Here is a 23,118-nt window from a genome sequence, read left to right as displayed (position 1 = left end):
GCAAGGGCTCTAGGCGACCTCCGAGGCGGCGGCGACCCGCGCCTCCTGGACCGGTGTGGTGGCGCGCGTCCGTTCCGGGCTCCACGGGAACCGGCGGAAGACCGGCATGAGCGGCTGCACCATCGGACCGATCGCGAACGCCGCGACCACGGTGCCGGCTCCGACGTCGCCGCCGAGGAACCAGCCGACGATCACGACCGAGACCTCGATGACGGTCCGCGCCACCCACACCGGCCAGCCGAGGCGCTCGTGCAGGCCGACCATCAGGCCGTCACGAGCGCCCGTGCCGAAGCCGGCGCCGATGTAGAACGCGGTGGCGACCGCCAGGAGCACCAGCCCGGCGACGAACAGGAGGACCCGGCCGACGAGTTCCGACGGCGTCGGGACGAGCCAGAGCACGAGGTCGGCGCTCGGTCCGATCGCCAGGGCGTTGAGCAGCGTCCCGATGCCCGGCTTCTGGCGGAGCGGGATCCAGAACAGCAGGATGACGCCGCTCGACACCACGGTGATGACGCCGAAGGACCACGGCACCACGTTCTCGAGGCCCTCGGTGAGGACCGTCCACGACGAGACCCCGACGACCGCACGCACCTGCAGTGCCGTCGAGGCGCCGTAGAGGAACAGGCCCACGAAGAGCTGGACGAAGCGGAGCGTGAGGGCGGTGGAGCGGGGCATGGCTCGATCGTCGTGGAGATTGGACTGCGGGTCGAGAGCCAATTCCGCTACCGTGGATCCATGACCCCGGTCCTGCTCAGTGCCCGATCCGCAGCGCTCCTCCTCACCGACTGGCGCGCCGGTACCGACGCCCCCGCGTACGAGGCGCTGTCCGACGCGCTGCGCGTGCTCGTCATCGACGGCCGGATCCCGCAGGGCGTGCGGCTGCCGGCCGAGCGGGGGCTCGCCACCGCGCTGGGCGTCTCGCGCACCACCGTCGCGAACGCGTACTCGAGGCTCCGGTCCGACGGCTTCGTGGTGTCGCTCCGGGGGTCCGGCAGCGTGGTCCGGCTCCCGGCCGGGCTGATCGGCCGACCGGACCCGGAACGGCTCGGCGGCGTCGTCGACGACGACCTGCTCGACCTCCGCAAGGCCGCACTGCACGCGGCTCCCGGGATCGCCGAGGCGGTCGAGCGCGCGGTGCGGCACGTGCCCGCGGCGCTCGCCGGCATCGGGTACGACACCGTCGGGGACCCCGGGCTGCGCGCGGCGATCGCCGAGCGGTACACCGAACGCGGCCTGCCCACCGACCCGGCCCAGGTCGTCGTGACGATCGGGGCGCAGCACGCGATCGCCCTGCTCGCCCGGGTGCTCGTCCGCCGGGGCGACGCCGTCGTCGTCGAGTCCCCGACCTACCCGCACGCGCACGAGGCCTTCCGCGAGGTCGGCGGTCGACTCGTCGGCGTGCCCGTCGACGCGCGGACCGGGTGGGACGCCACGGCGCTCGAGACCACGATGCGCCGCACGGCGCCGGCGGTCGCGTACGTCATGCCCGAGCTGCACAACCCGACCGGAGCGACGATGTCCGCGTCCACCCGGGAGCTCCTGCTGTCCGTCGCTGCGTCGACCGGGACGACGGTCATCGCGGACGAGACCATGGGCGAGCTGCGGATCGAGGGCTCGCCGTCCCTGCCGCTGGCAGCGGCCGACCCGTCCGGGGCATCGGTCGTGATGATCGGGTCGGCCGACAAGGTGTTCTGGGGCGGTCTGCGGATCGGTTGGATCCGCGCCGCACCGGCGCTCCTGCAGCGGCTGCTCCTCGCCCGTCCGACGGGCGACCTCGGCACGCCCGTGCTCGACCAGTTGGTCGCGCGGGAGCTCGTCCCGCGGACGGCGGCGGTCCTGGAGGCGCGGCGCGAGTACCTGCGCCAGGGTCGCGACGACGTCGTGGGTGCGTTGCGCGCGCGGCTCCCGGAGTGGGACGTGCCGTCGCCGGCGGGCGGGTTGACGACGTGGGTCGGGCTCGGGCGCCCGGTGTCGAGCGCGCTGGTGCTCGCCGCACGCGCCGAGGGCGTCGTGCTCGCGTCCGGCGGGGTCTTCGGGCCGGACGGTGGGTTCGAGCGGTTCCTGCGGGTGCCGTTCACGATGTCCCCGGCCGACCGGGTGCGGCTCGTCGACGTGCTCGAACGGTCGTGGGCGCGGATCGGCGGCGACGCCGCCGGCGTGCGGGGGTCGCTCGCCGCGGTGGTGTGACGCGCCCTCCTCGCTCGGCAGTGTCATCCTCCGGGGTGACGCCCCTCGTGCGATCTGGCTCTGCGGAGTGATGCGTGCGACGCCCGGCCACCGGGATCCTGGTCCCATGGAGACGACCATGCACGCCGGCACGACGGCCCGTCGGGCGCCCGCTCCGACCCACGCGGTGCCCGCCGCCGCCCGGGTCTCGATGGCGCTCACGGGGGCACTGCTCGCCGGGGTGCTGACCTCGTTCGGGCAGGCGGTGCCCGGACTCTCCTCCGTCGCGAACTCCGCCGGACCCTGGTTCGTCGTCGCGGCTGCGCTGTGCCTGCTCGCCGGTGTGCGGTCGGGGCGCTGGGCGTCACCGGTCGCGATGGTGCTCGGCGTCGTGCTCCTCGAGCTCATGCACGTGGGGTACTGGGCGACGACGAACCTGCGCGGCTACCCGGACGTGCTGTCGATCACGAACTTCTGGGTCCTGATGGGCATCCCCGCCGGGGTGCTCGCGGGTGCGGTCGCGGTGGCACTCCGGTCACGGGACGTCGGGTGGCGCGGGGCAGCGCTCGGGGCGACGGCCGCCGTGCTGGTCGGCGAGGGCGTCCGGGCCCTGCTGCAGGTCGCGGACACCACGGGGCCGGTGACCTGGGTGGTCGAGATCGTCGTCGGTCTGGCGGTCCTCGTCGTGGCGGTCGTGACGGCACGGACCCCGCTCGGCCGGATCGTGGCGCTCGCGACCGGCGTGCTCGGGACCGTGGGCGTGCTCGGCGCGTACCTGCTCCTCGGCGGCTGAGCGCGTCGAGGGACGCCCTGCAAGGATCAGGGTGTGCACCTCCTCTCGGTCTTCAGCCTCCGCAACCGGGCGCTCATCGCGCTCGTCACCGTCGTCGTCGCGGTGTTCGGCGGCATCGCGCTGACGAGCCTCAAGCAGGAGCTCATCCCCAGCGTCCAGTTCCCGCAGGTCGCCATCGTCAGCGCGTACCCCGGTGCCACGCCCGAGGTCGTGTCGAACGACGTGTCGACGAAGATCGAGCAGGCGATCCAGGTCGTGCCGAACCTCGAGTCGACCACCGCGACGTCGTCGACCGGGCAGAGTGTCGTCTCGGCGTCGTTCGACTACGGATCGAACCTCGCCAGCGCCGAGGACAAGATCCAGACCGCGGTGAACGCCCTGTCGCTCCCGGACACCGTGCAGACGCAGATCGTCACCGGCTCCTTCGACGACCTGCCCGTGCTGCAGCTCGCCGTCACGGGGAAGGGCGACCAGGAACAGCTGGTCGACCGGCTGAACGCCACGGCGATCCCCGACATCGAGAAGCTCGACGGGGTCCGGCAAGCCGACGTCTTCGGCAACCCGGGGCGCCGCGTCGTGATCACCCCGGACACCGACGAGCTCGCGTCGCGGGGTCTGAGCACCCAGTCCATCGCGGACGCGCTCGACGACAACGGGACGCTCGTCCCCGGTGGCACGATCACCCAGGACGGCACGACGCTGTCGGTGCAGACGGGGGAGCGAATCGCCTCGATCAAGGACATCGAGGGGCTGCCCTTGACCGCCGCGTCGAGCGGCGGGTCGTCGTCCGAGGCGGGATCCTCCGGCAGCTCCTCGTCCGGCGGTGCGGCGGATGCCGGGGCAGGCGCGACCGCCGGGGCGGGCGCGACCGGGGCCGTGGACGCGACCAGCGGGACCGCGGCGAGCAGTGCGGCGGGGGCGGGCAGCGCCTCCAGTGCGACCGCCGGTGGATCGACCGCCGGGACCGCCGCGACGACGCCGACCACCATCGGCGACGTGGCGAAGGTCGCGATCGAGGAGTCGCCGCGCACCTCGATCAGCCGCGTGAACGGCGAGACGGCACTGACCATCGCGATCACCAAGACGCAGGAAGCGAACACCGTCGACGTCTCGAAGACGGTCCGCGACGCCCTCCCCGGCATCGAGGCGAAGGTCGCCGGCGACCCGCGGTTCACCGTCGTGTTCGACCAGGCGCCCTACATCCAGCAGTCCATCGACTCCCTCGCCGAAGAGGGGCTCCTCGGCCTCGGGTTCGCCGTCGTCGTGATCCTGCTGTTCCTGCTGTCGGTGCGGTCGACGATCGTCACCGCGATCTCGATCCCGACCTCGGTGCTCCTCGCCGCGATCGGCATGCGGGCGACCGGGTACACGCTGAACGTCATCACGCTCGCCGCGCTCACCATCGCGATCGGACGCGTGGTGGACGACTCGATCGTGGTCATCGAGAACATCAAGCGGCACCTGCAACCCGGGGTGGACCGGACCCGGGCGGTGCTCGACGCCGTCCGCGAGGTGGCCGGCGCCGTCACTGCGTCGACCCTGACCACCGTCGCCGTCTTCCTGCCGGTCGCGTTCGTCGCGGAGCTCGTCGGCGAGCTGTTCCGGCCGTTCGCCCTGACCGTGACGATGGCGCTCGTGGCCTCGTTGCTGGTGTCGCTGACGATCGTCCCGGTGCTCGCGTACTGGTTCCTCCGGACGCCTGCCGCCGCCGGTGGCACCGTCGCCGGTGGCGCCGCCGCTGGTGGCGCCGCCGCTGGTGGCGCCGCTGCCGGTGGCGCTGCTGCCGACGGGTCCGCTGCGACCACCGCGCTGTCGTCCGCCGAGGACCTGCACGACGCCGGCACGTCCGACCGGCTCCGGCGCGGGTACCAGCCCGTGCTCCGCTGGGCCATCGGTCGGCCGGCGCTCGTGGTGGTCCTGGCGGTCCTCGTGCTCGGCGGCACCGCGGCCGCCGTGCCGTTCGTCAAGACGAACTACCTCGGCGACTCGGGGCAGAACACCTTCACGGTCACGCAGGACCTCGAGCCGGGGACGAGCCTCGACGAGCAGTCCGACGCGGCGCAGGAGGTGGAGCGCGTGCTCCGCGGTGTCCAGGGTGTGCAGACCGTGCAGACCACCATCGGGACGAGCGGGCAGTCGATCCAGGCGGCCTTCGGGGGCGGGGCGTCGGCCTCCGTGCAGTACAACGTCACGACGGACGCCGGCGACGACCAGACCACCATCCAGTCGACCGCGCGCGACCGCATCGACCGCATCGACCGCATCGACGGCGTCGGCGAGGTCAGCCTCTCGTCGGCCGGTGGCGGCTTCGGCGGCTCGAGCGACATCGAGGTCGACGTCACCGCGCCGACCCAGGCAGAGCTCCGGACCGCGGCGGCGTCGGTGCTGCGCGAGATGCGGAAGGTCGACGGCACGACCGGCGCGACGAGCAACCTGTCGGCGTCCGAGCCGTACCTCGCCGTCCGGGTCGACCGGCAGGCGGCCGCCGAGCGCGGGCTGACCGAGACGCAGGTCGGCGGGATCGTCGCCGCGGCGGTCTCGCCCCGCGACACCGGCACGATCGAGATCGACGACGCGACGCTCGACGTGTACATCGCCGACCCCGAGCCCCCGACGACCGTCGCAGCACTGCGATCGCTGTCGATCCCAACTTCGACCGGGTCGGTGCCGCTGTCCGACCTGGCGACCGTCGAGCAGTCCGAGGGGCCGACGTCCATCACGACGTCGAACGCCGTCCGGACGGCCACGATCACGGTGACCCCGGACTCGACGAACCTCGGTGCCGCCGTGCAGAACGTGACCGCGGCCGTCGACGCGCTCGACCTGCCTCGTGGCGCATCCGCCGAGATCGGCGGTGTCGCCTCGAGCCAGTCGTCGGCGTTCAGCCAGCTCCTGTTGGCCATGCTCGTCGCGGTCCTGATCGTCTACGTGATCATGGTCGCGACGTTCCGGAGCCTGCGGCAGCCGCTGCTGCTGCTCGTGTCGGTGCCGTTCGCGGTCACCGGCGCGCTGCTCCTGCAGATCGTGACGGGGATCCCGCTCGGTGTGGCGTCACTGATCGGCCTGCTCATGCTCGTGGGCATCGTGGTGACGAACGCGATCGTCCTGATCGACCTTGTCAACCAGTACCGGCGCCGGGGGCTCCGCGTGCACGATGCCCTGATCGAGGGCGCGACCAGACGACTCCGGCCGATCCTGATGACCGCCCTGGCGACGATCTTCGCGCTGCTCCCGATGGCCGTCGGGCTGACCGGCCGGTCCGGGTTCATCTCGCAGCCGCTCGCGCTCGTGGTCATCGGCGGGCTGGTGTCGTCGACGCTGCTCACCCTCGTGGTGCTGCCGTCGCTGTACGCCCTCGTCGAGGGGCTCTTCGAGCGGCGGGCCGACCGGCGGGCGGCGCGCGAGGCCGCGGCGGGGGAGGCCACTGCGCGTGAGGCCACTGCGGGGGATGCCGCTGCGCGTGAGGCCGCTGCGGGGGATGCCGCGGCGGGGGAGGACTAGCGGCGGTACTCCGCGTCGATCGCCGAGATCGGGTCGACGACGGAGGCTGCCGGCGCCGCCACGGGTGCCTCCTCGCGCTCGACGGCACGGAACCACGACACGAGGACGCACGTCAGCGTCACGAGGAACACCACGCCGGCGCCCTGCGACAGCACGGTCATCCGTCCGGTCACGGCCGCGTACCCGCCGAAGGCGACCGCGGCGGTGAACGACAGACCGAGCAGGAGCTCGGCGAACGTCTGCAGCGAGGAGTGCCGCTCCCAGCGGGAGGCAGTCGCGTGTGCAGGGCGCATCGAGGTGTCGGTCACCCCGGAAGTCTGCGGTGCGCGGGCGGCGAGCGGCAGTCCCGACTCCGGGTGCCACCCGGCCGGGGCACGTGCGTCCGGTGCCGGTGCGGTGCCCGAGTCTCGGCCCCGCGGACACTTTCGCGTCCGCACCGCCCGAGGAACGTCCGCCGAACCGAGACTCGGGGCCGCGGCGGCCACCAGCCACGCGCGGCCGCGCCTCAGTCCAGGTGCTCCCGCAGGAAGCTCGCCACGCGCTTGCTCATCGCCTCGTCGAGCTGCGCGATGGAGTGCGCCGACCCCTCGACCGCGACGAACGTCACCGGCACGTCATGTCGTCGGAGCGTCGCCGCGAACTCCTGCGACTCCCACAGCGGGATGAACTCGTCGGTGGAGTGGCCGATGAAGAACGGCGCCGTGTCCGAGGTCACGTGGTACTCCGGCGACGCCCGGGTCGCGGCCGGACAGTCCGAGTAGGTCCGGCAACCGAGGTACAGCAACTGCTTCCGCTGGAACGCGGCGGAGACGCCGTCGGCCTCGGTCGAACGGGTCGTCAGGTTCGTGGGGCCGCTCAGGTCGACGACGGCTCGGATCCGGTCGCCCTCGGCGTAGGCGGTCGAGTCGTGGTCCGTCACGGCCAGCATCGCCGCGAGGTTCCCACCGGCGCTGCCCCCGAACACCCCGACCCGCTTGCTGTCGACGTCGTAGGTCGACAGCGTCGTCGGACGGAACACCCAGTCGAGTGCCCGTCGGACGTCGTCCAGCCCGGCCGGGAACGGGTCCGTCGGGGCGAGCCGGTAGTCGACGTTGAACGTGACGAAGCCCTCGGAGGCCAGGTACTTGCACACCGATCGGTACGCGGCGGTGGCCTTGTCGCCGTGGGACCAGCTCCCGCCGTGGATCATCAGGACGGCGGGACGCGTGCCGCTGGCCGCCTCCGCAACGGCAGCGTCGCCGGCGCCGGCGCCGGCACCGGCACCAGCACCAGCACCGGCTCCGGTCCCGTCGTCGGTTGCCCCGGCCCCCGCAGCGGCGACGCCGGCCGCGGCAGTCCCGGCACCACTCGCACTCCCGTCCCCGGCCGCGTCGGCCCCGACATCGTCCGGCGTCGCGGAAGCCGTCCCGCCCGGCGTCGGCGTCGGGGTCCTCGTGGTGTCCGGTGCACTGTCCGCCGGCAGGCACACGTCGAGCCGCTGCAGCGCGTCCGACCCGTACGGCACGTCGGCGACGACGTCGATGCCGTGGTACCGGAGCGACAGCGGGTAGATGACGGGTCCGGCGGTCACCGTGCGGTTCTCGTCACCGACCGGGTCCGTGCTGCACGACGCGACCGCGCCGAGCGCCACGACCGCGGCGACGAGCGCGAGCAGCGTGCGACGGCCTGACCTCATCGGATCAACGGTAACCCGGTCCCCGCGCACCGTCGTCCACCCACGGGAGGAACCGACCCTCCCCTCCTCCGCCCCGAGGACCACCGCCGGACGAACCCGCCGGGCGGTGCCAGGATGGTGACGACCCCGCAGGAGGACCCGTGAGCCGTCGCAAGGCCTGGAACGCCGACCCCGAACCACTGCTCCGCGTCGAGGAGGGGTTCCGCCTCGACCGGGTCGACCCCGACGGCACCCCGGGCTTCCCGGGGCGGAAGATCGACGGGCTCGAGGCGCTCGCCGCCGGGGCCTCCCGACTGTCCGCGCTGCAGGAGCGCCTCTGGGCCGCCTCGACCGCCGGTGACCAGCGCCGTGTGCTCCTCGTGCTCCAGGCGATGGACACCGCGGGCAAGGGCGGGATCGTCTCGCACGTCGTCGGCGCGGTGGACCCGAACGGCGTGCACTACGCCGGGTTCAAGGCGCCGAACGCCGAGGAACGCGAGCACGACTTCCTCTGGCGCATCGAGCGACAGCTCCCGGGCGCCGGCCAGCTCGGCGTCTTCGACCGCTCCCACTACGAGGACGTCCTCATCCAGAAGGTCCGCGTGTTCGCCTCGCCGGAGGAGATCGAGCGCCGCTACGGAGCCATCGTCGACTTCGAGGACGAGCTCGCCACGTCGGGCACGAGCCTCGTCAAGGTCATGCTCCACATCTCGAAGGACGAGCAGCGCGAACGACTCGGTGAGCGCCTCGACCGACCCGACAAGCATTGGAAGTTCAACCCCGGCGACATCGACGAGCGCCTGCTCTGGGACGACTACCAGGACGCGTACCAGACGGTGTTCGACCGCACCTCGACCGCGACGAACCCCTGGTACGTCATCCCGGCGAACCGCAAGTGGTACGCCCGGCTCGCCGTGCAGCAGCTCCTGCTCCGCACGCTCGAGGACATGCAGCTCACCTGGCCCGCAGCGGACTTCGACGTGGCCGAGCAGCGGCAGCGGCTCGCCGAGTCCTGACCCGCGAACGGTCCAGGAGGCACGGATCACCCCCGCCTCGCCGCCCCGGCCCGGCGGTGGACTGGCCAGCGACGGTCCGATCGCGTAGACTCACTCGGTCGGCCTTCGACGCCGTGACATTGCGATCACGGAGTTTTCGTTTGGGTGTGTGTTGCTCGAGGGCTGGATTCACGTCGATCCGCGACGGGAAGAACCCCCTCTCCGCACGCAAGCCCCCGCCGATGTCGCTGCCGGGCGCTGCGGTACGTCTGCACCCCGAGAAAGTAGCCATGGCCCCGTACAACAAGGGCGGCGCGGACAACCGCGCCTCCGACCGTGTCCGTCACCCGAACGGCACCCCCGCCGCTCGCAGCAGCAAGCACCGCGGTTTCCGCGCCGCCGACCCGTCCGCTCCGCGGCAGAAGCAGCGTTGGGACGCCGAGGAGCGTCGCGGCCGCGCGGCGCAGGGCGAGCGCCCGAGCCGTCCGAACTGGGAGCCGCGCGACGGTGGCCAGGGCCGCCCGCAGCGTGACGACCGTGGTGGCCGTCGCTTCGACCGCGATGACCGCGCTCCCCGTCGCTTCGACCGCGACGACCGTGCGCCCCGTCGTGACAACGACGACCGTCCGCGTCGTTCGTTCGACCGGGACGACCGCGCCCCGCGTCGCTTCGACCGTGACGACCGCGCCCCGCGTCGCTTCGACCGTGACGACCGTGCGCCCCGTCGTGACGACGACCGCGCCCCGCGCCGGTTCGACCGTGACGACCGCGCGCCCCGTCGTGACGACGACCGCGCTCCGCGCCGGTTCGACCGCGACGACCGCGCGCCCCGCCGGTTCGACCGCGACGATCGTGCGCCCCGTCGTGACGACGACCGCGCCCCGCGCCGGTTCGACCGTGACGACCGTGCCCCCCGTCGCTTCGACCGCGACGATCGTGCGCCCCGCCGTGACGACGACCGCGCCCCGCGCCGGTTCGACCGCGACGACCGTGCGCCCCGCCGGTTCGACCGCGACGACCGCGCTCCCCGTCGCTTCGACCGCGACGACCGCGCTCCCCGCCGTGACGCCGACGACCGTCCGCGCCGGAACTTCGACCGCGACGACCGCGCCCCGCGCCGGTTCGACCGCGACGACCGCGCCCCGCGCCGCTTCGACCGCGACGACACCGAGCGCAAGCCCTTCGTCCCCGCCGACGACGTCAAGCTCGAGAAGCTCCAGGCCGAGGCGACCCTCGCGGCCGACGTCGAGGGCGTGACCTTCGCCGACCTCGGCATCGGCGGCAACATCTCCCGTGCCCTGGCCGAACTCGGCGCGACGAGCCCGTTCCCGATCCAGGCAGCGACGATCCCCGACGTGATCGCGGGCAAGGACGTGCTCGGCCGTGGCCGCACAGGCTCCGGCAAGACCATCGCCTTCGGCGCCCCGCTCGTCGAGAAGCTCATGGAGAACGGCGGCGGCACGAAGCGCAAGATGGGCCGCGCCCCGCGTGCGCTCATCCTCGCGCCGACCCGTGAGCTCGCTCTGCAGATCGACCGCACCGTGCAGCCGATCGCCCGCTCGGTGGGCCTCTTCACGACGCAGATCTACGGCGGTGTCCCGTACGGCCGCCAGGTCGGTGCGCTCGAGCGCGGTGTCGACATCATCGTCGGCACCCCGGGCCGCGTGCAGGACCTCATGAACAAGGGGACGCTCGACCTCAGCGAGGTCGTCATCTCCGTGCTCGACGAGGCCGACCACATGTGCGACCTCGGGTTCCTCGAGCCGGTGCAGGAGATCCTCTCCGCCACGGCCGAGGTCACCCCCGAGGGCAACCGCGCCCAGAAGCTCCTGTTCAGCGCGACGCTCGACGCCCAGGTCGCGTCGCTCGTCGAGCAGTTCCTGCACGAGCCGTCCGTCCACGAGGTCGCCGGTGAGGACCAGGCCTCGTCGACGATCGACCACCGCGTGCTCGTGGTCGAGCAGCGCCAGAAGGACCAGCTCCTCGAGGAGCTCGTCGCCGGCGCCGGCAAGACCATCGTGTTCGCCCGCACCCGTGCCTACGCCGAGCGGCTCGCCGACCAGTTCGAGGACGCCGGCATCCGCGCGACCTCGCTCCACGGCGATCTGAACCAGTCGCGCCGGCAGCGGAACCTGCAGCTCCTCACGAGCGGCCGCGTGAACGTGCTCGTCGCGACCGACGTCGCCGCCCGTGGCATCCACGTGGACGACGTGTCGCTCGTCGTGCAGGCCGACGCGCCCGACGACTACAAGGCGTACATGCACCGCTCGGGCCGCACGGGTCGTGCCGGCAAGGAGGGCACCGTCGTCACGATCGTCCCGCGCAGCCGTCGCCGCAAGATCGAGGGCATCCTCGAGCACGCGGAGATCGAGGCGGACCTCGTCGACGCCGCCCCCGGTGACGGGATCGTCGCGGAGCTCGCCGCGCGGTAGTCGCGAGCGGACGCAGGACGGGAGGCGCGGTGCCAGCTGGCACCGCGCCTCCCGTCCGTCACATGGTGAGCAGAACCATTCCTGCTCACGATGCGCCGCGTCAGCGGTTGAAGAAGAGCAACCCGCGCACGTACCCGGCCTGCCCGGCGTGCTGCGTGCAGTCGTCGAGGATGCTGACGATCCGCGCGCCCCGCGTGACGGGCGGGTCCCACGCGTCGTCGACCACCGGGTCGAAGTCCGCCGGCGCGAGCGTGCCGACGTAGGCGACCGTGCGGTCGTGCACCGCGCGGAGGTAGCCGACCAGCAGGTCCGCCGAGGCACGGACGCGTCCGACGTCGTCCCGCGACATGCCGTAGCCGAGCGCCTCGGCGGGGAACGGCAGTCCGAACCGCTCCACCCAGCCGTCCGCCGTCCACACCTGCTCGGTGCCCGCGAGGTCCGCGATCTGGGCGTCCTGCCCGCGCGCGATGTGCCACGCGAGCCAGGCGAGGGTGTTCGCACCGGCGGCCGGACGTGCGGCCAGCTGGTCCTCCGACAGCCCGCTGACGGCGCGCTCGACCGTGGCGGGGACGCGGGAGAACGCTTCGATGAGGAGTTCTGAGGGGGTCATGCCGGCAACGCTACGCGCGGTGTCCGACACCGTTCGTCACGGCTGCAGGCCGGCGATCGTCCCCGCGACGGAGACCGATCGCGAGTGGCGTTCGAGCGCAGCGCCGAGCCGGTCGAAGGCGTCGGCGAGGCCGGCGCGGTCGCCGGGGGAGATGACCTCGCGGAACGCCGACGAGTAGACGGCGCCGATCTCGCGCGCCACCTCGGACCCGGACGGGGTGAGGTGGAGGAGGATGCTGCGGCGGTCGTCGGGGTTCGGGCGACGCTCGATGTGGTCGCGCTTCTCGAGCCGGTCGATCAGGCTCGTCATGGCACCCGTGGAGAGCTCGAGGTACTCGCCGGCCTGCTTCGGCGTGATCCCCTCGCCGTCGGCGGACGCGAGGAAGAACACGAACCGGGCGTCCGTGGCGTTCAGCCCGCGGGTGGAGCTCTCGTGGTGCAGGACGCGCGCGTGCTGCATCTGCAGCACGCGGAACGCCGTCATCAGCGTCGCGACGTCGCCGTCCGGGTCGACCTCGGGGATGCTGACGGTCGGCGACACGGGGGCAGGGGGGAGCTGCGCGGCGTCGAGGGGTCGCGCGAGCGCGGTGGTGGTGTCCGTCATCGGGCGGCTCTTCTCGGGAGGGTGATCGCCTGCGCGATCGGCGGGACGGCACGGGTATGCCGTCGTGCTGCTCATTGAACAAGTATCTCACCGATTGAAGTACCCCCAACTGTGGGGGTGTAGCTTCCCTTGTGAGCCACACGGCGCTCAAGTAGCTTGATCGTCGTAGCAACCACGGCGCCGTCGCGACCAACCACCGCGGAACCCCGGCGCCCCTTTGGATCAGGAGCTCCGTCATGTCCCGTGTCACCCCGCGCGCTGCGCGTCTCGCCGCCTGGATCGCCATCCCCGCCGCTCTCGTGGCCTCGGGTGTCGTCGTCTCGACCGCGTCCTACTCGGCCTTCTCGGCCACCACGGTCAACCCGACCAGCAACTGGACGGCCGGCAGCGTCGCGCTCACCGACGACGACAACAACACCGCGCTGTTCAACGCGACCGGCCTCAAGCCCGGCTCGACCGGTGCGAACTGCATCACGGTCACCTCGACCGGCACGCTGCCCTCGACCGTGAAGCTCTACGGCACGAACGCGGCCACGACGAACGCCCTCGCGTCGAACATCAACCTCACCGTCGAGCAGGGCACGGGCGGCGGCTTCGGCTCCTGCACCGGCTTCACCGCGGCGTCGACCAACGGCACGCTCTACAGCGGTACCGTCGCGGGCTTCGGCACGGCCTCGACCAACTTCGCCACGGGTGTCGGCAGCTGGGCCCCGACCGGCAGCGGCTCGGAGTCGCGCGTCTACCGCTTCACCTACACCGTCTCGAGCACCGCACCGAACACCGTGCAGGGCGGCACCGCGGCCCTCGGCTTCACCTGGGAAGCCCAGAACAGCTGAGCCGGCGACACGGGAGCGTGATCGACGCTCCCGTGTCCTCCGCGTGACGTCCGGGACCGAGCCCGATGCGGGCCCGTCCGTCACCGTCCGACAACGCGCCCCCGGTCGAAGGCAGTCATGGTCAGCATCGAAGTGCACGGCGGTCCCACGCCGCACGACGCGCTCCGTGACGCCGTCGACTGGGGGCGCGTCGTCGTGGCCACGCTCGCCCGTGGCATCGTCGCGACCCTGCTCGGGCTCGCGCTCTGGGCGGCTGCTCCCGCCGTCATCGGCTGGCAGCCGACGACCGTGATGACCGGATCGATGGAGCCGCGGCTCACCCCCGGCGACGTCGTGGTCTCCCGCCCGGTGTCGGCCGGGGACGTCCGGATGGGCAAGGTCCTGCTCGTCGACGACCCGGACCAGCCCGGGCACCTCCGCATGCACCGCTACGTCGAGGACGGTCCGCGCGGCACGATCGTCACGAAGGGCGATGCCAACCCCCGGCAGGACTCCACGCCCGTCGAACCGTCGGCCGTCCACGGTGTCGCGTTCCTGCGGGTCCCGTTCGTCGGTGCGCCGATCGTCTGGCTCCGCGCGGGGGAGTGGGGCAAGGTCGGGATGCTGGCACTCGGTCTGGTCGCGGTGCTCGCGCTCTGCACGGTCGACGGATCGCTGCGGCGGCTGGTCGGTCCGGCGGGGCGCTCGTCGGACGACGACGCGTCGCGCGACGCGGGTGGCGGACCGGACGGTGGCGCTGGCGGCGTCCGTGTCCGTGACGGTGGCGGTGTCGGCGTGGGCGTCGGCGTGGGTGACAGCGCCGGTGCCGGTGACGGCCAGGAGGCGGGGGTCGACTCCGTCCCGCGCGTCGCCACGGCCCCCACCAGCGCCCCCACCGTCGTCGTGAGCCGCCGTACCCGCCGCCGCGCGGACCGCCGAGCGCGTCGGTTCCGCCGTCTCGGCGGCGCCGCCGCCGTCCTCGTGCTCGCGGGCGGGGCCGGGTTCCTCCTGCCGGCAGAGGCCGTCGCCGGGCCGTGGTCGCGGACCACCGTCACGTCCACCTCGTTCGACGCTCTCACCGTCCCGCAGGCCACCGCGCTCGCCTGCACGCCGAACGGCGACGGCTCCGTGAACATCGGCTTCACCTACGGCGGGCCGGCCGCGACCTCGTTCTCCGTGATGAACGGGACGACCGCGCTCGCCACCCAGTCGACCTCGCCCGTGCGCGTCGTCGGCTCCGGTCTCCTCAACCTCGGCCAGGTGTACACCGTCACCGTCCGCGTGAACTACCTCGGGAACTGGACGTCGACGAGCACCGCGACCGCCCGGATCCAGACGGCCCTCATCGGTACCAACCTCAGTTGCGCCTGAGTTCTCCACAGGTCGCCGCGGGGCACCCGGCGATGTCCCCGGCCGGCGCTACCGTGACCGCATGCGCATCCTGCACACCGGCGACTGGCACCTCGGCCGCACACTGCTGGGTGCCGACCTGCTCGAGCACCAGGCGGCCTTCCTCGACTGGCTCGTCGACCAGGCACGGGCGCGTGCGGTCGACCTCGTCGTCGTCGCCGGGGACGTCTACGACCGTGCCATCCCGCCGGTCGACGCCGTCCGGATGCTGTCCCGGGTGCTCGAACGGCTGGCCGAGACGGCCACGGTCGTCATCACCCCGGGCAACCACGACTCCGCCGCACGACTCGGCTTCGGTGCCGGCGTGATGGACCCGCGGGTGCGGATCCTCGCCGAACCCGCAGGCATCGCCACCCCGGTCCTCGTCGACGACGCCGACGGGCCCGTCGCGGTGTACGGCATCCCGTACCTGCACCCCGACCTCACCCGGTACGCCCTCGCGGCGGTGCCCGACGAGCCGCTCGCCCGCTCGCACCAGGCCGTCGTCGGTGCGGCGATGGACCGCGTCCGCGCCGATCTCGCCCAGCGGCCCGGTACGCGCAGCGTCGTCGTGGCCCACGCGTTCGTCGGCGGGACCGAACCGAGCGACAGTGAGCAGGACATCCGCGTCGGCGGGGTCGACCGGGTGGCGCGTGCCGTGTTCGACGGCATCGACTACGTCGCGCTCGGGCACCTGCACGGGCCGCAGCGCGTGGGGGACGGCGACCGCGTGCGGTACGCGGGCTCGCCGCTCGCGTTCTCGTTCGGCGAGCGGCACCAGCAGAAGTCCGTCACGGTCGTCGACCTCGACGACTCCGGGCAGGTGACGGCCGAGCTCGTGCCGGCGCCCGTGCCGCGGCGGCTCGTCGACGTCCGGGCCACGATCGACGGGATCGAGTCCGGGGCGCACCGGTCGGCGGCGGACGCCTGGGTCCGCGTCGCCGTGACGGACACCGTCCACCCGGAACGGATGTACGCCCGGGTGAAGGACCACTTCCCCCACGCCCTCGCCATCACGCACGAGCCGGCCGACCGCGCCGAGCGTGCCGCCGCCCGTGCGGTCACGGCGACGTCCGACCCGGTCGAGGTGGCAGCCGACTTCGTGTCGTTCGCCACCGGCACAGTGCCGGACGACGACGACCGCGCGATCCTGACCGAGGCGTACGAAGCGGCTGCCCTGGCCCTCCAGCGCGAGGGGGACCGCTGATGTACCTGCACCGGCTCGAACTCCGCGCGATCGGCCCCTACCCGGAACTCGTGTCGATCGACTTCGCCGCGCTCGCCGCCTCCGGGGTGTTCCTGCTCGAAGGGCCGACGGGTTCCGGCAAGTCGACGATCATCGACGCCGTGGTGTTCGCCCTCTACGGCGGACTGGCCGGTGCCGACGCGAGCGACGACCGGTTGCACAGCCAGCACGCCGACCCCGCGGTCGAGCCCTTCGTCGAGCTCGTGTTCGAGACCGGTGCCGGTGTGTACCGCGTCCGACGCACGCCGCAGTACCAGCGCCCGAAGCAGCGGGGGACCGGCACCGTGAAGCAGCAGGCCTCCGCGCAGTTGTTCCGCCTCGCCGGGCCGGCCGACGTGGCCGGTGAGCCGATGTCCTCGCGCATCCCAGAAGTCGCGGTCGAGATCGCCCGGATCATCGGCCTCGACAAGGCGCAGTTCCTGCAGACCGTCGTCCTGCCCCAGGGCGAGTTCGCCCGGTTCCTGCGGTCTCCCGGCGAAGACCGCCGCAAGCTGCTGCAGTCGTTGTTCGGCACGCAGGTCTACGACCGGACGGCCGACGAACTCGCTGTCCGCCGTCGCGCCGTCCTGGCCGAGGTCGAGGGCGCCGACGCCCGGGTCCGCGACGCCCTGAACCGGTTCGCCCAGGCCGCGGGTGTCGACGAGCCGGACGAGTCCGACGTCCCCGCGACCGTCGCGGCACTCCGAGCGACCGCCGACGCTGCCGAGTCCGCTCGCGCCACCGCGTCGCACGCGGCCGCTGCTGCGGCGGCGCACGAGCAGTCGGTCACTGCTCGTGCAGCCGCACTGGACCGCCGCGCCGTCCTCGTCGCACGTCGTGCGGAACTCGACGCGGGTGCCGACGGGGTCGCCGCGGCCCGCGTGCGCCTGGCGTCGAGCGAACGTGCTGCCCGCGTCGCGGTCGTCGCCGACGGGCTCGACGCCGCACGCGCCCGCTCCGACCACGCGGCCGCGGCCGCGGACGCCCTCCGCGCACAGCACGGCGTGACGACCGACCGAGACGCCCTCGCCCACCAGCGGACCGCCGTGACCGAGTGCCTCGCCGCGGTCCGGCACCGCATCGACCTCGAACGGGCGCTCCCCGGCAGGCGTCAGGCGATCACCGATGCCGTCGCTCGCGGAACCCTGCTCACCGAACGCCTCGCCGAGCTCGACACCGCGCTCGATGCCCGCCCCGCCGAACGCGCCCGCATCGTCGAGGACGCCCGGGCCGCCGCCGCGCTGGCCGCCGGGTCCGAGGCCGCCCGGCTCGAGGTCGAGCGTGTGCGTGCGCTCCGGGCCGACCTCGTCGCCCGGGCTGCGTCCGAACGGGGCGTGCAGGGTGCCGAGCAGACCGTCGTCGCCGCCCGCGCCACCGCCCACGAGCTCGTCCGGGTCGAGCAGCAGTTGCGGGAGCGCCGCATCGCCGGACTCGCCGGAGAGCTCGGCGCCGCACTCCTGCCGGGCGACCCGTGCCCGGTGTGCGGGGCGACGGAGCACCCGGTCGTCGCGACACCGCAGGACGACCACCCCACGACCGAGGCGATCGAGGCCGCGGCCGAACGTGCCCGGCGTGCCGAGCGAGCCCTCGGCGACGCCGCGACGGCCCTCGCACTCGAACGGGCTGAGCTCGCTCGGCTCGTGCAGGTCCTCGGTGACGTCGACGACGACACCGTCGACGCCCTCGCGGCGGCGGCCGACGCAGCCGTCACGGCGGCGCACGACGCGGCCGTCCGCGTGCGCGACCTCGAACAACAGCGGGCCGCACACGACGAGGGAACGCGCACCCTCGAACGGCAGCGGAACGAGGTCGACGCCGAACGCGCCGTCCTCGCCGGAGCAGCCGCAGCAGATGCCGAGCGCCTCGAGCAGGACGAGTCGGCGGTGTCGGCCGCGATCGAACGCGTGGCCGAACACCTCGACGATGCGCCGGAGACCCTGCGCCAGGGGGTCGAGTCGCTCGACGCGCTCGTCGGTCGACTCGAGGCGGTGCTCCAGGCCGACAGCCGCGCGGACTCGGCAGCAGCAGACGTCCGCGAACGTGCGGCCGAGGTGGAGCGGGTCCTCGCCGAGCAGGGGTTCGACGACGTCGCCTCCGCCCGCGCCGGGGTCCTCGACCGAGCGGACGCCGAAGCACTCCGGGCCGAGGTCGCCTCTGCCGACCAGGCTCGCGCGGTCGTCGATGCGGGACTCGCCGAACCGGCGGTCGTCGCTGCGGCCGACGACGACCCGGCAGCACTCGACCTCGCCGGAGCCCGCGCAGCACGGGACGCTATCGCAGCCGCAGCCGCGGCCGAGGCAGCCGTCCGCGCGGCCACGTCGGCGGTCGACCAGGCCGTCGCGTCGGAACGGTGCGCAGCCGAGCTGGACGCCGCGGTCCGCGCCCGCGACGACACGTCCGCCCGCAGCCGTGCCGTGGTGCGACTCGCCGACGTCGCCGCCGGGGTCGCAGCAGCCAACCCCACCGGGATCACCCTCGGCACCTACGTGCTCATGCGCCGCTTCGAGGACGTCGTCGCCGCGGCCAACGACCGGTTGCGGGCGATGCTCGCGGGCCGGTTCACGCTGGAGACCTCCGACGAGCGGGAGTCCGGCTCACGTGCACGGCGCACGGGCCTCGCGCTCGCCGTGCACGACCAGACGACCGACACCGTGCGCGATCCCCGCAGCCTGTCCGGCGGCGAGACCTTCACGGTGTCGCTGTGCCTCGCGCTCGGTCTCGCCGACGTCGTCCAGGCCGAGGCGGGCGGGGTCTCCCTCGGCACGCTGTTCGTCGACGAGGGGTTCGGCACGCTCGACCCCGAGACGCTCGACGACGTGATCGGGCAGTTGTCTCGTCTGACCGCGGGCGGCCGCCAGGTCGGGATCGTCAGTCACGTCGAGGAGCTCAAGCAGCGGATCCCGGAGCGCATCGCCGTGCGGCGCACGTCCGACGGCGGATCCCGGGTGACGACCACGGTCTGACGCCCGCGCCCGCGCCCGCGCCCGCGCCCGCGCACGAACGCGCCCCCGCCCCCGCGCCCGCGCCCGCGCCCGCGCCCGCGCCCGCGCCCGCGCACGAACGCGCCCCCGCGCACGCACCCGCCCCGCCAACGTGCGAGGTCCCGCGCTCAGTGCGAGGCCCCGGTCGTCCCACCGTCAGCGAAACCTCGCACGGTGCGGATCCAGGACGCTGCGCAACCCCGCGCGTCAGGGCGACGGCGACACGTCCACCGTGCCGTCCGGCGGCGGCAGGATGTCCGCAGCGACCCACGGGAACACGAACGTGAACAGGACCCACACGATCGCCGCGAGGAGCACGAGCAACTCGATCACCTTGAGCGCCGCGGGGCCGGGCAGGATGCGCCAGACGAACGGGAAGATCACTTCGACGTCTCCGAGAGTTCCTTCGGGGTGCCCTCCGACGCAGGCATCCAGTAGTCGAGCTTGGCGTGCGTGACGTACCGCTCCTTCGCCGACCACATTGGGTGGCACGCGGTCAGGGTCAGCCAGCGGTCGTCGGCCGTCGGCTCGACCCCGGGCTTGTTCGGCACCGGGGCGATGGTCTCGACGTGGTCGGGCGTGACGATCTGCGAGTCGGTGACCTTGTAGACGTACCAGACGTCGAACTTCGTCTTCGCGTCGGTCACCCGCACCACGACGTCGTCGCCGGTCTTGAGCTCGGCGATCTGGTTGAGCGGCTTGCCGTAGGTCACCCGGTGCCCGGCGACCGCGAAGTTGCCCTCGGCGCCCGGCATCGCGGTGTCCTGGTAGTGGCCGAGGCCGATCGTGTTGAGGACCTTCTCGCGGTCGGTGCCCTCGCCGATCGGGCGCTCGTAGTCCTTGCCGAACCGGGGGATCTGCATCGTGCCGAAGACATCGGTGACGTTCGGCGGCTCGGCGAGCACGGGAGCGGGCCCGCGGTGCTCGGTGCCGGTCCCCGAAACGTCCTTCTGCCCGAGGCCGTCGACGAGCTTCGTCTGCTCGTTGACCGCGACGACGTCCGTCCACCACGCCGTCCACACCACGTACAGCCCGGTGCCGGCGCCCGCGATGATGAGCAGCTCGGCGATGAGCGAGACGATGGCGCCACCCACGGTCTGGCGGCGACGCGGTGCCCGTCGTGCAGCACCGGCCGCACCGTCGCGGCGGTCTCGGCGCGACGGGAGTGTCTCGTGTGCGGTCACGGGGCTCCTGATCCGGATGGGGTGGTCGGACAGGTCTATCAGATCACGACGACGACCCCGTGACGAGGTTGTCCACAGCACCGTTACGGTGAAGTGATGCAGCACGTCCTCCGCCGGTTCGACCCGGCCGACACCGAAGCCGTCGTCGCCCTGTGGCAGGCCTGCGGTCTCGTCCGCCCGTGGAACGACCCCCGCCGCGACATCGCCCGCAAGCTGACCGTGCAGCCCGAGCTGTTCCTGGTCGCCGAGGACACCGAGGATCCCGCCCACCCGGTCGTCGGAGCGGGCATGGCCGGGTTCGACGGGCACCGCGGCTGGGTGAACTACCTGGCGGTGCGGCCGGACCTGCAGGGCTCGGGGCTCGGGCGCGCGTTCATGGCGGAGTTCGAGCGACTGCTGACGGACCTCGGCTGCCCGAAGCTCAACCTGCAGGTCCGGGCCGGCAACGAGCAGGTCATCGGCTTCTACGAGGCACTCGGCTACACCGACGACCGCACGGTCTCGCTCGGCAAGCGGCTCATCCCCGACGCCTGACGCCCGCTCCGGCCGCCCCGAGTCTCGGCTCCGCGGACACTTTCGCGGCCCTGCGAGCACGAAACTGTCCGCCCAGGCGAGACTCGCCCAGTGCGGCGCTGCGCCCGACCTACGCGAGCGCCAGCCCCACCGCGGCACCGAACGCCAGCACGATCCCGGCCCACTGCACGGGCGTCAGCCGCTCCCGGAGCACGATCCCGGCGAGCACGACCGTCCCGATCGGGTACAGCGCGTTGAGCACGCTCACCACGGGCAGGGTCGCCGGGTCCTCACTCGAGTGCAGCCCCGCCTGGATGAAGACGTTCGCCGCGGCGTCGAGGACGCCGCAGGCGACCACCGTCCACACCAGGCGAGCCGGCCAGCGTCCGCCACCACGGATGCCGGGAGGCGCGGCAGACCCCGGAGCGTCGGCCGACCTCGCGGGGTCTGCCGCGCCTCCAGGGCCCTGCCCCGCGACCGCGGCCCGCCGCGTCACCACGACCGCCGCCGTCCCGAGCAGCACCGCCTGCAGCACCCGCGACACGACCAACGGCGCCACCCCCGCGTCCGACGGCGTCATGTCGTACGCGAGCACGATCCCGCCGAAGCCGCACCCCGCGACCGCCGCCGTCACGAGCCCCACCGCGGTCACCCGCGCACCCGACGTGTCCCGCACCGACGCCACCAGGACCACCGCGAGGACCGCCACCACCAGCGCGACCACTGCGAGGCCCGACAACGCCGTCCCGCGCAACACCGCCACCAGGACGGGCACGACGGCGGCGAAGACGGCGGTCAGCGGTGAGAGCACGCTCATCGGGCCGATCGCCAGCGCGCGGTAGAGGAGGAGGACGCCGACGCCTCCGGACACCCCCGCGACCGCGCCCCACAGGACGGACTCCGCACCGAACGCGCCACCGACCACGACGAGCCCGACCAGCAGGGGCACGATCCCGACCGCCGCGGCGACGGCGGCGACCGTCACCGCACGGACTCGACGTGACGCGAGGCCGCCGAGGAAGTCGGCGAACCCGTAGACGAGCGCGCCGGACAGGCCGAGGACGACGGTGAGCACGGCTCCCATCCTGCCCGGCCCGGTAGCCTGCGTGGCGTGAGCGTTCCCTACCACCGCCTGCCCCGTGTCGACGCACGCTGGAGGTGGTGGCGCCCGCTCGTGGCGCTGGCGTTCCTCGCCGGCTGGTACTTCGTCTCGCAGGTGATCATCGCCGTCGCGTACTTCGTGCCGATCGGCGCGAACCAGGGGCCGCAGGGGGTCATCGACCTGCAGAACGACCTCGCGAGCGGGGCGCTCGACCCCACCGACCCGGTGGTGCTGTCGCTGTCGCTCGTGTCCCTCGTGGTCCTGCTACCGGGCATCCTGCTCGCGGTGAAGATCGCGCGCGTCGGTCCCGCCGGGATCCTGTCGTCCACGCGGTTCCGGGTGCGCTGGGGCTGGACGGCCTGGTGTCTCATCCCGACGCTCGTCATCGCGGCGATCATGTTCGTCGTGCAGACCGGGCTCTTCTGGGACGGCGGGATGATCACGACGGACGGTGGCTTCGCCTGGAACCACGCCGCGATCGGCCAATCGACGGTGTCCCTCGGCACGCTGACCACGACGCTCGTGCTCGTCATCGTGCTCGTGCCGTTCCAGGGCGCAGCGGAGGAGTACATCTTCCGCGGCTTCCTCATGCAGACCATCGGCTCGTGGATCCCGGTCCGCATCGTGGGCACGGTCCTCGCCGTCGCGGTGTCGACCGTCGTGTTCGCCCTGCTGCACATCCCGAACGGCTACAACGTCTGGGGCATCCTCGACGTCGGGTCGTTCGGCCTCATCGCCGCGATCATCGTGCTGCGGACCGGCGGCCTCGAGGCGACCGTGCTGCAGCACGCCTTCAACAACATCATGATCTTCGTGCTGCAGGCGCCGGGGTGGTCGGGGATCGACCTCTCGTCGCAGGACGCCAACGGGACCATCGGCGGCTGGCTCGTCACGCTCGGTACCTCGCTGCTCTACTGGGGCATGGTCGAGGTGCTCGCCCGGTGGCGCCGCCTCGACCGCCGGTTCGCGGGCGCGGCCGCACCGCGGTTCCGTGGTCCGACACCGGTCTGGGCGGGTGGCGGGCGCTGGTTCGGTCCAGGAGGCACGGGCTGGGCGAGCGCCCCGGCCCGCCTCGACGAGACGGCCGGCTCGGCCGACGGGGCGGACGCAGCGCCTGTGGACAACGCCGTGGGTGTCGTCGGTCGGCCGTAGGCT

At 73.1% G+C, this 23,118-nt stretch carries 19 protein-coding genes; 11 read left to right on the top strand and 8 right to left on the bottom strand.

What is annotated here, in order from left to right:
* Positions 1–9: 9 nt before the first annotated feature.
* The gene (locus BJK06_RS05190; protein ID WP_070416991.1) at positions 10–675 is read right to left on the bottom strand and encodes a YitT family protein; all 666 of its coding nucleotides are present in this window, start codon (positions 673–675) and stop codon (positions 10–12) included.
* A gap of 60 nt (positions 676–735) precedes the next feature.
* Between BJK06_RS05190 and BJK06_RS05185 the strand changes: the two genes are divergently transcribed.
* The 3 genes from BJK06_RS05185 to BJK06_RS05175 all read left to right on the top strand — a co-directional run bounded on the left by BJK06_RS05185 (position 736) and on the right by BJK06_RS05175 (position 6,460).
* The gene (locus BJK06_RS05185) at positions 736–2,187 is read left to right on the top strand and encodes a PLP-dependent aminotransferase family protein (RefSeq protein ID WP_070416990.1); all 1,452 of its coding nucleotides are present in this window, start codon (positions 736–738) and stop codon (positions 2,185–2,187) included.
* A gap of 106 nt (positions 2,188–2,293) precedes the next feature.
* Complete coding sequence (locus BJK06_RS05180) at positions 2,294–2,959, top strand: DUF6518 family protein (RefSeq protein WP_070416989.1); 666 nt, start codon at positions 2,294–2,296, stop codon at positions 2,957–2,959.
* A 33-nt stretch (positions 2,960–2,992) separates the two neighbouring features.
* Positions 2,993–6,460 carry an efflux RND transporter permease subunit gene (locus BJK06_RS05175; protein ID WP_083295077.1) on the top strand — a complete coding sequence of 1,156 codons (3,468 nt, stop codon included), beginning with the start codon at positions 2,993–2,995 and terminating at the stop codon, positions 6,458–6,460.
* Here the strand turns inward: BJK06_RS05175 and BJK06_RS05170 are convergent.
* Together BJK06_RS05170 and BJK06_RS05165 are read right to left on the bottom strand one after the other, a co-directional pair.
* Positions 6,457–6,768 carry a hypothetical protein gene (locus BJK06_RS05170; protein WP_139199463.1) on the bottom strand — a complete coding sequence of 104 codons (312 nt, stop codon included), beginning with the start codon at positions 6,766–6,768 and terminating at the stop codon, positions 6,457–6,459. The two genes, BJK06_RS05175 and BJK06_RS05170, sit on opposite strands and share 4 nt — an antisense overlap.
* 197 nt (positions 6,769–6,965) lie before the next feature.
* Positions 6,966–8,135 carry an alpha/beta hydrolase gene (locus BJK06_RS05165; RefSeq protein WP_070416987.1) on the bottom strand — a complete coding sequence of 390 codons (1,170 nt, stop codon included), beginning with the start codon at positions 8,133–8,135 and terminating at the stop codon, positions 6,966–6,968.
* 140 nt (positions 8,136–8,275) lie between these two features.
* Here BJK06_RS05165 and BJK06_RS05160 point away from each other — a divergent pair, with 140 nt between their 5' ends.
* Together BJK06_RS05160 and BJK06_RS05155 are read left to right on the top strand one after the other, a co-directional pair.
* Complete coding sequence (locus BJK06_RS05160; RefSeq protein WP_083295076.1) at positions 8,276–9,130, top strand: PPK2 family polyphosphate kinase; 855 nt, start codon at positions 8,276–8,278, stop codon at positions 9,128–9,130.
* A gap of 269 nt (positions 9,131–9,399) precedes the next feature.
* On the top strand, positions 9,400–11,541 hold the full coding sequence (locus BJK06_RS05155; RefSeq protein WP_070416986.1) for a DEAD/DEAH box helicase: 2,142 nt from the start codon (positions 9,400–9,402) through the stop codon (positions 11,539–11,541).
* A 100-nt stretch (positions 11,542–11,641) separates the two neighbouring features.
* On the opposite strand, the gene BJK06_RS05150 is transcribed toward BJK06_RS05155, so the two are convergent.
* Together BJK06_RS05150 and BJK06_RS05145 are read right to left on the bottom strand one after the other, a co-directional pair.
* Positions 11,642–12,151: a DinB family protein gene (locus BJK06_RS05150; protein WP_070416985.1), complete on the bottom strand. Its 510-nt coding sequence runs from the start codon at positions 12,149–12,151 to the stop codon at positions 11,642–11,644.
* A 36-nt stretch (positions 12,152–12,187) separates the two neighbouring features.
* Positions 12,188–12,754 (bottom strand): MarR family winged helix-turn-helix transcriptional regulator, encoded by a 567-nt coding sequence (locus BJK06_RS05145; protein ID WP_070416984.1) that lies wholly within the window; start codon positions 12,752–12,754, stop codon positions 12,188–12,190.
* A 236-nt stretch (positions 12,755–12,990) separates the two neighbouring features.
* On the opposite strand from BJK06_RS05145, the gene BJK06_RS05140 reads away from it, so the two are divergent.
* From BJK06_RS05140 to BJK06_RS05125, 4 genes are all read left to right on the top strand, one after another.
* On the top strand, positions 12,991–13,590 hold the full coding sequence (locus tag BJK06_RS05140; protein WP_070416983.1) for a hypothetical protein: 600 nt from the start codon (positions 12,991–12,993) through the stop codon (positions 13,588–13,590).
* A 117-nt stretch (positions 13,591–13,707) separates the two neighbouring features.
* Positions 13,708–14,940, top strand: a complete 1,233-nt coding sequence (locus tag BJK06_RS05135; RefSeq protein WP_070416982.1) for a S24/S26 family peptidase — start codon at positions 13,708–13,710, stop codon at positions 14,938–14,940.
* Positions 14,941–15,001: 61 nt separating this feature from the next.
* Entirely contained in the window at positions 15,002–16,165 is a 1,164-nt protein-coding gene (locus BJK06_RS05130) for an exonuclease SbcCD subunit D (RefSeq protein ID WP_070416981.1), read from the top strand.
* On the top strand, positions 16,165–19,146 hold the full coding sequence (locus BJK06_RS05125) for an AAA family ATPase (protein ID WP_070416980.1): 2,982 nt from the start codon (positions 16,165–16,167) through the stop codon (positions 19,144–19,146). Before BJK06_RS05130 ends, BJK06_RS05125 begins: the two co-directional genes overlap by 1 nt.
* A gap of 225 nt (positions 19,147–19,371) precedes the next feature.
* On the opposite strand, the gene BJK06_RS18475 is transcribed toward BJK06_RS05125, so the two are convergent.
* Complete coding sequence (locus tag BJK06_RS18475; protein WP_156794771.1) at positions 19,372–19,548, bottom strand: hypothetical protein; 177 nt, start codon at positions 19,546–19,548, stop codon at positions 19,372–19,374.
* Positions 19,545–20,348: a class E sortase gene (locus BJK06_RS05120; protein ID WP_229087447.1), complete on the bottom strand. Its 804-nt coding sequence runs from the start codon at positions 20,346–20,348 to the stop codon at positions 19,545–19,547. The genes BJK06_RS18475 and BJK06_RS05120 overlap by 4 nt, the downstream gene beginning before the upstream one ends.
* A gap of 96 nt (positions 20,349–20,444) precedes the next feature.
* Here BJK06_RS05120 and BJK06_RS05115 point away from each other — a divergent pair, with 96 nt between their 5' ends.
* Positions 20,445–20,882, top strand: a complete 438-nt coding sequence (locus tag BJK06_RS05115; protein WP_070416979.1) for a GNAT family acetyltransferase — start codon at positions 20,445–20,447, stop codon at positions 20,880–20,882.
* Positions 20,883–20,991: 109 nt separating this feature from the next.
* Here BJK06_RS05115 and BJK06_RS05110 read toward each other — a convergent pair whose 3' ends face one another.
* Complete coding sequence (locus tag BJK06_RS05110; protein ID WP_083295073.1) at positions 20,992–21,936, bottom strand: EamA family transporter; 945 nt, start codon at positions 21,934–21,936, stop codon at positions 20,992–20,994.
* Between the two features lie 36 nt (positions 21,937–21,972).
* On the opposite strand from BJK06_RS05110, the gene BJK06_RS05105 reads away from it, so the two are divergent.
* Complete coding sequence (locus tag BJK06_RS05105) at positions 21,973–23,115, top strand: CPBP family intramembrane glutamic endopeptidase (RefSeq protein ID WP_156794770.1); 1,143 nt, start codon at positions 21,973–21,975, stop codon at positions 23,113–23,115.
* Positions 23,116–23,118 lie beyond the last annotated feature (3 nt).

This window comes from Curtobacterium sp. BH-2-1-1 (assembly GCF_001806325.1).
GTDB lineage: Bacteria > Actinomycetota > Actinomycetes > Actinomycetales > Microbacteriaceae > Curtobacterium.
Note: the sequence above shows the minus strand (reverse complement) of the source record. Positions and strands in the feature narration are given on the sequence as shown.

Coding starts and splice junctions, on each gene's coding strand:
- BJK06_RS05190 (WP_070416991.1), bottom strand. CDS start 675: ATGCCCCGCTCCACCGCCCTCACGCTCCGCTTCGTCCAGCTCTTCGTG.
- BJK06_RS05185 (WP_070416990.1), top strand. CDS start 736: ATGACCCCGGTCCTGCTCAGTGCCCGATCCGCAGCGCTCCTCCTCACC.
- BJK06_RS05180 (WP_070416989.1), top strand. CDS start 2,294: ATGGAGACGACCATGCACGCCGGCACGACGGCCCGTCGGGCGCCCGCT.
- BJK06_RS05165 (WP_070416987.1), bottom strand. CDS start 8,135: ATGAGGTCAGGCCGTCGCACGCTGCTCGCGCTCGTCGCCGCGGTCGTG.
- BJK06_RS05155 (WP_070416986.1), top strand. CDS start 9,400: ATGGCCCCGTACAACAAGGGCGGCGCGGACAACCGCGCCTCCGACCGT.
- BJK06_RS05150 (WP_070416985.1), bottom strand. CDS start 12,151: ATGACCCCCTCAGAACTCCTCATCGAAGCGTTCTCCCGCGTCCCCGCC.
- BJK06_RS05145 (WP_070416984.1), bottom strand. CDS start 12,754: ATGACGGACACCACCACCGCGCTCGCGCGACCCCTCGACGCCGCGCAG.
- BJK06_RS05140 (WP_070416983.1), top strand. CDS start 12,991: ATGTCCCGTGTCACCCCGCGCGCTGCGCGTCTCGCCGCCTGGATCGCC.
- BJK06_RS05135 (WP_070416982.1), top strand. CDS start 13,708: ATGGTCAGCATCGAAGTGCACGGCGGTCCCACGCCGCACGACGCGCTC.
- BJK06_RS05130 (WP_070416981.1), top strand. CDS start 15,002: ATGCGCATCCTGCACACCGGCGACTGGCACCTCGGCCGCACACTGCTG.
- BJK06_RS05125 (WP_070416980.1), top strand. CDS start 16,165: ATGTACCTGCACCGGCTCGAACTCCGCGCGATCGGCCCCTACCCGGAA.
- BJK06_RS05115 (WP_070416979.1), top strand. CDS start 20,445: ATGCAGCACGTCCTCCGCCGGTTCGACCCGGCCGACACCGAAGCCGTC.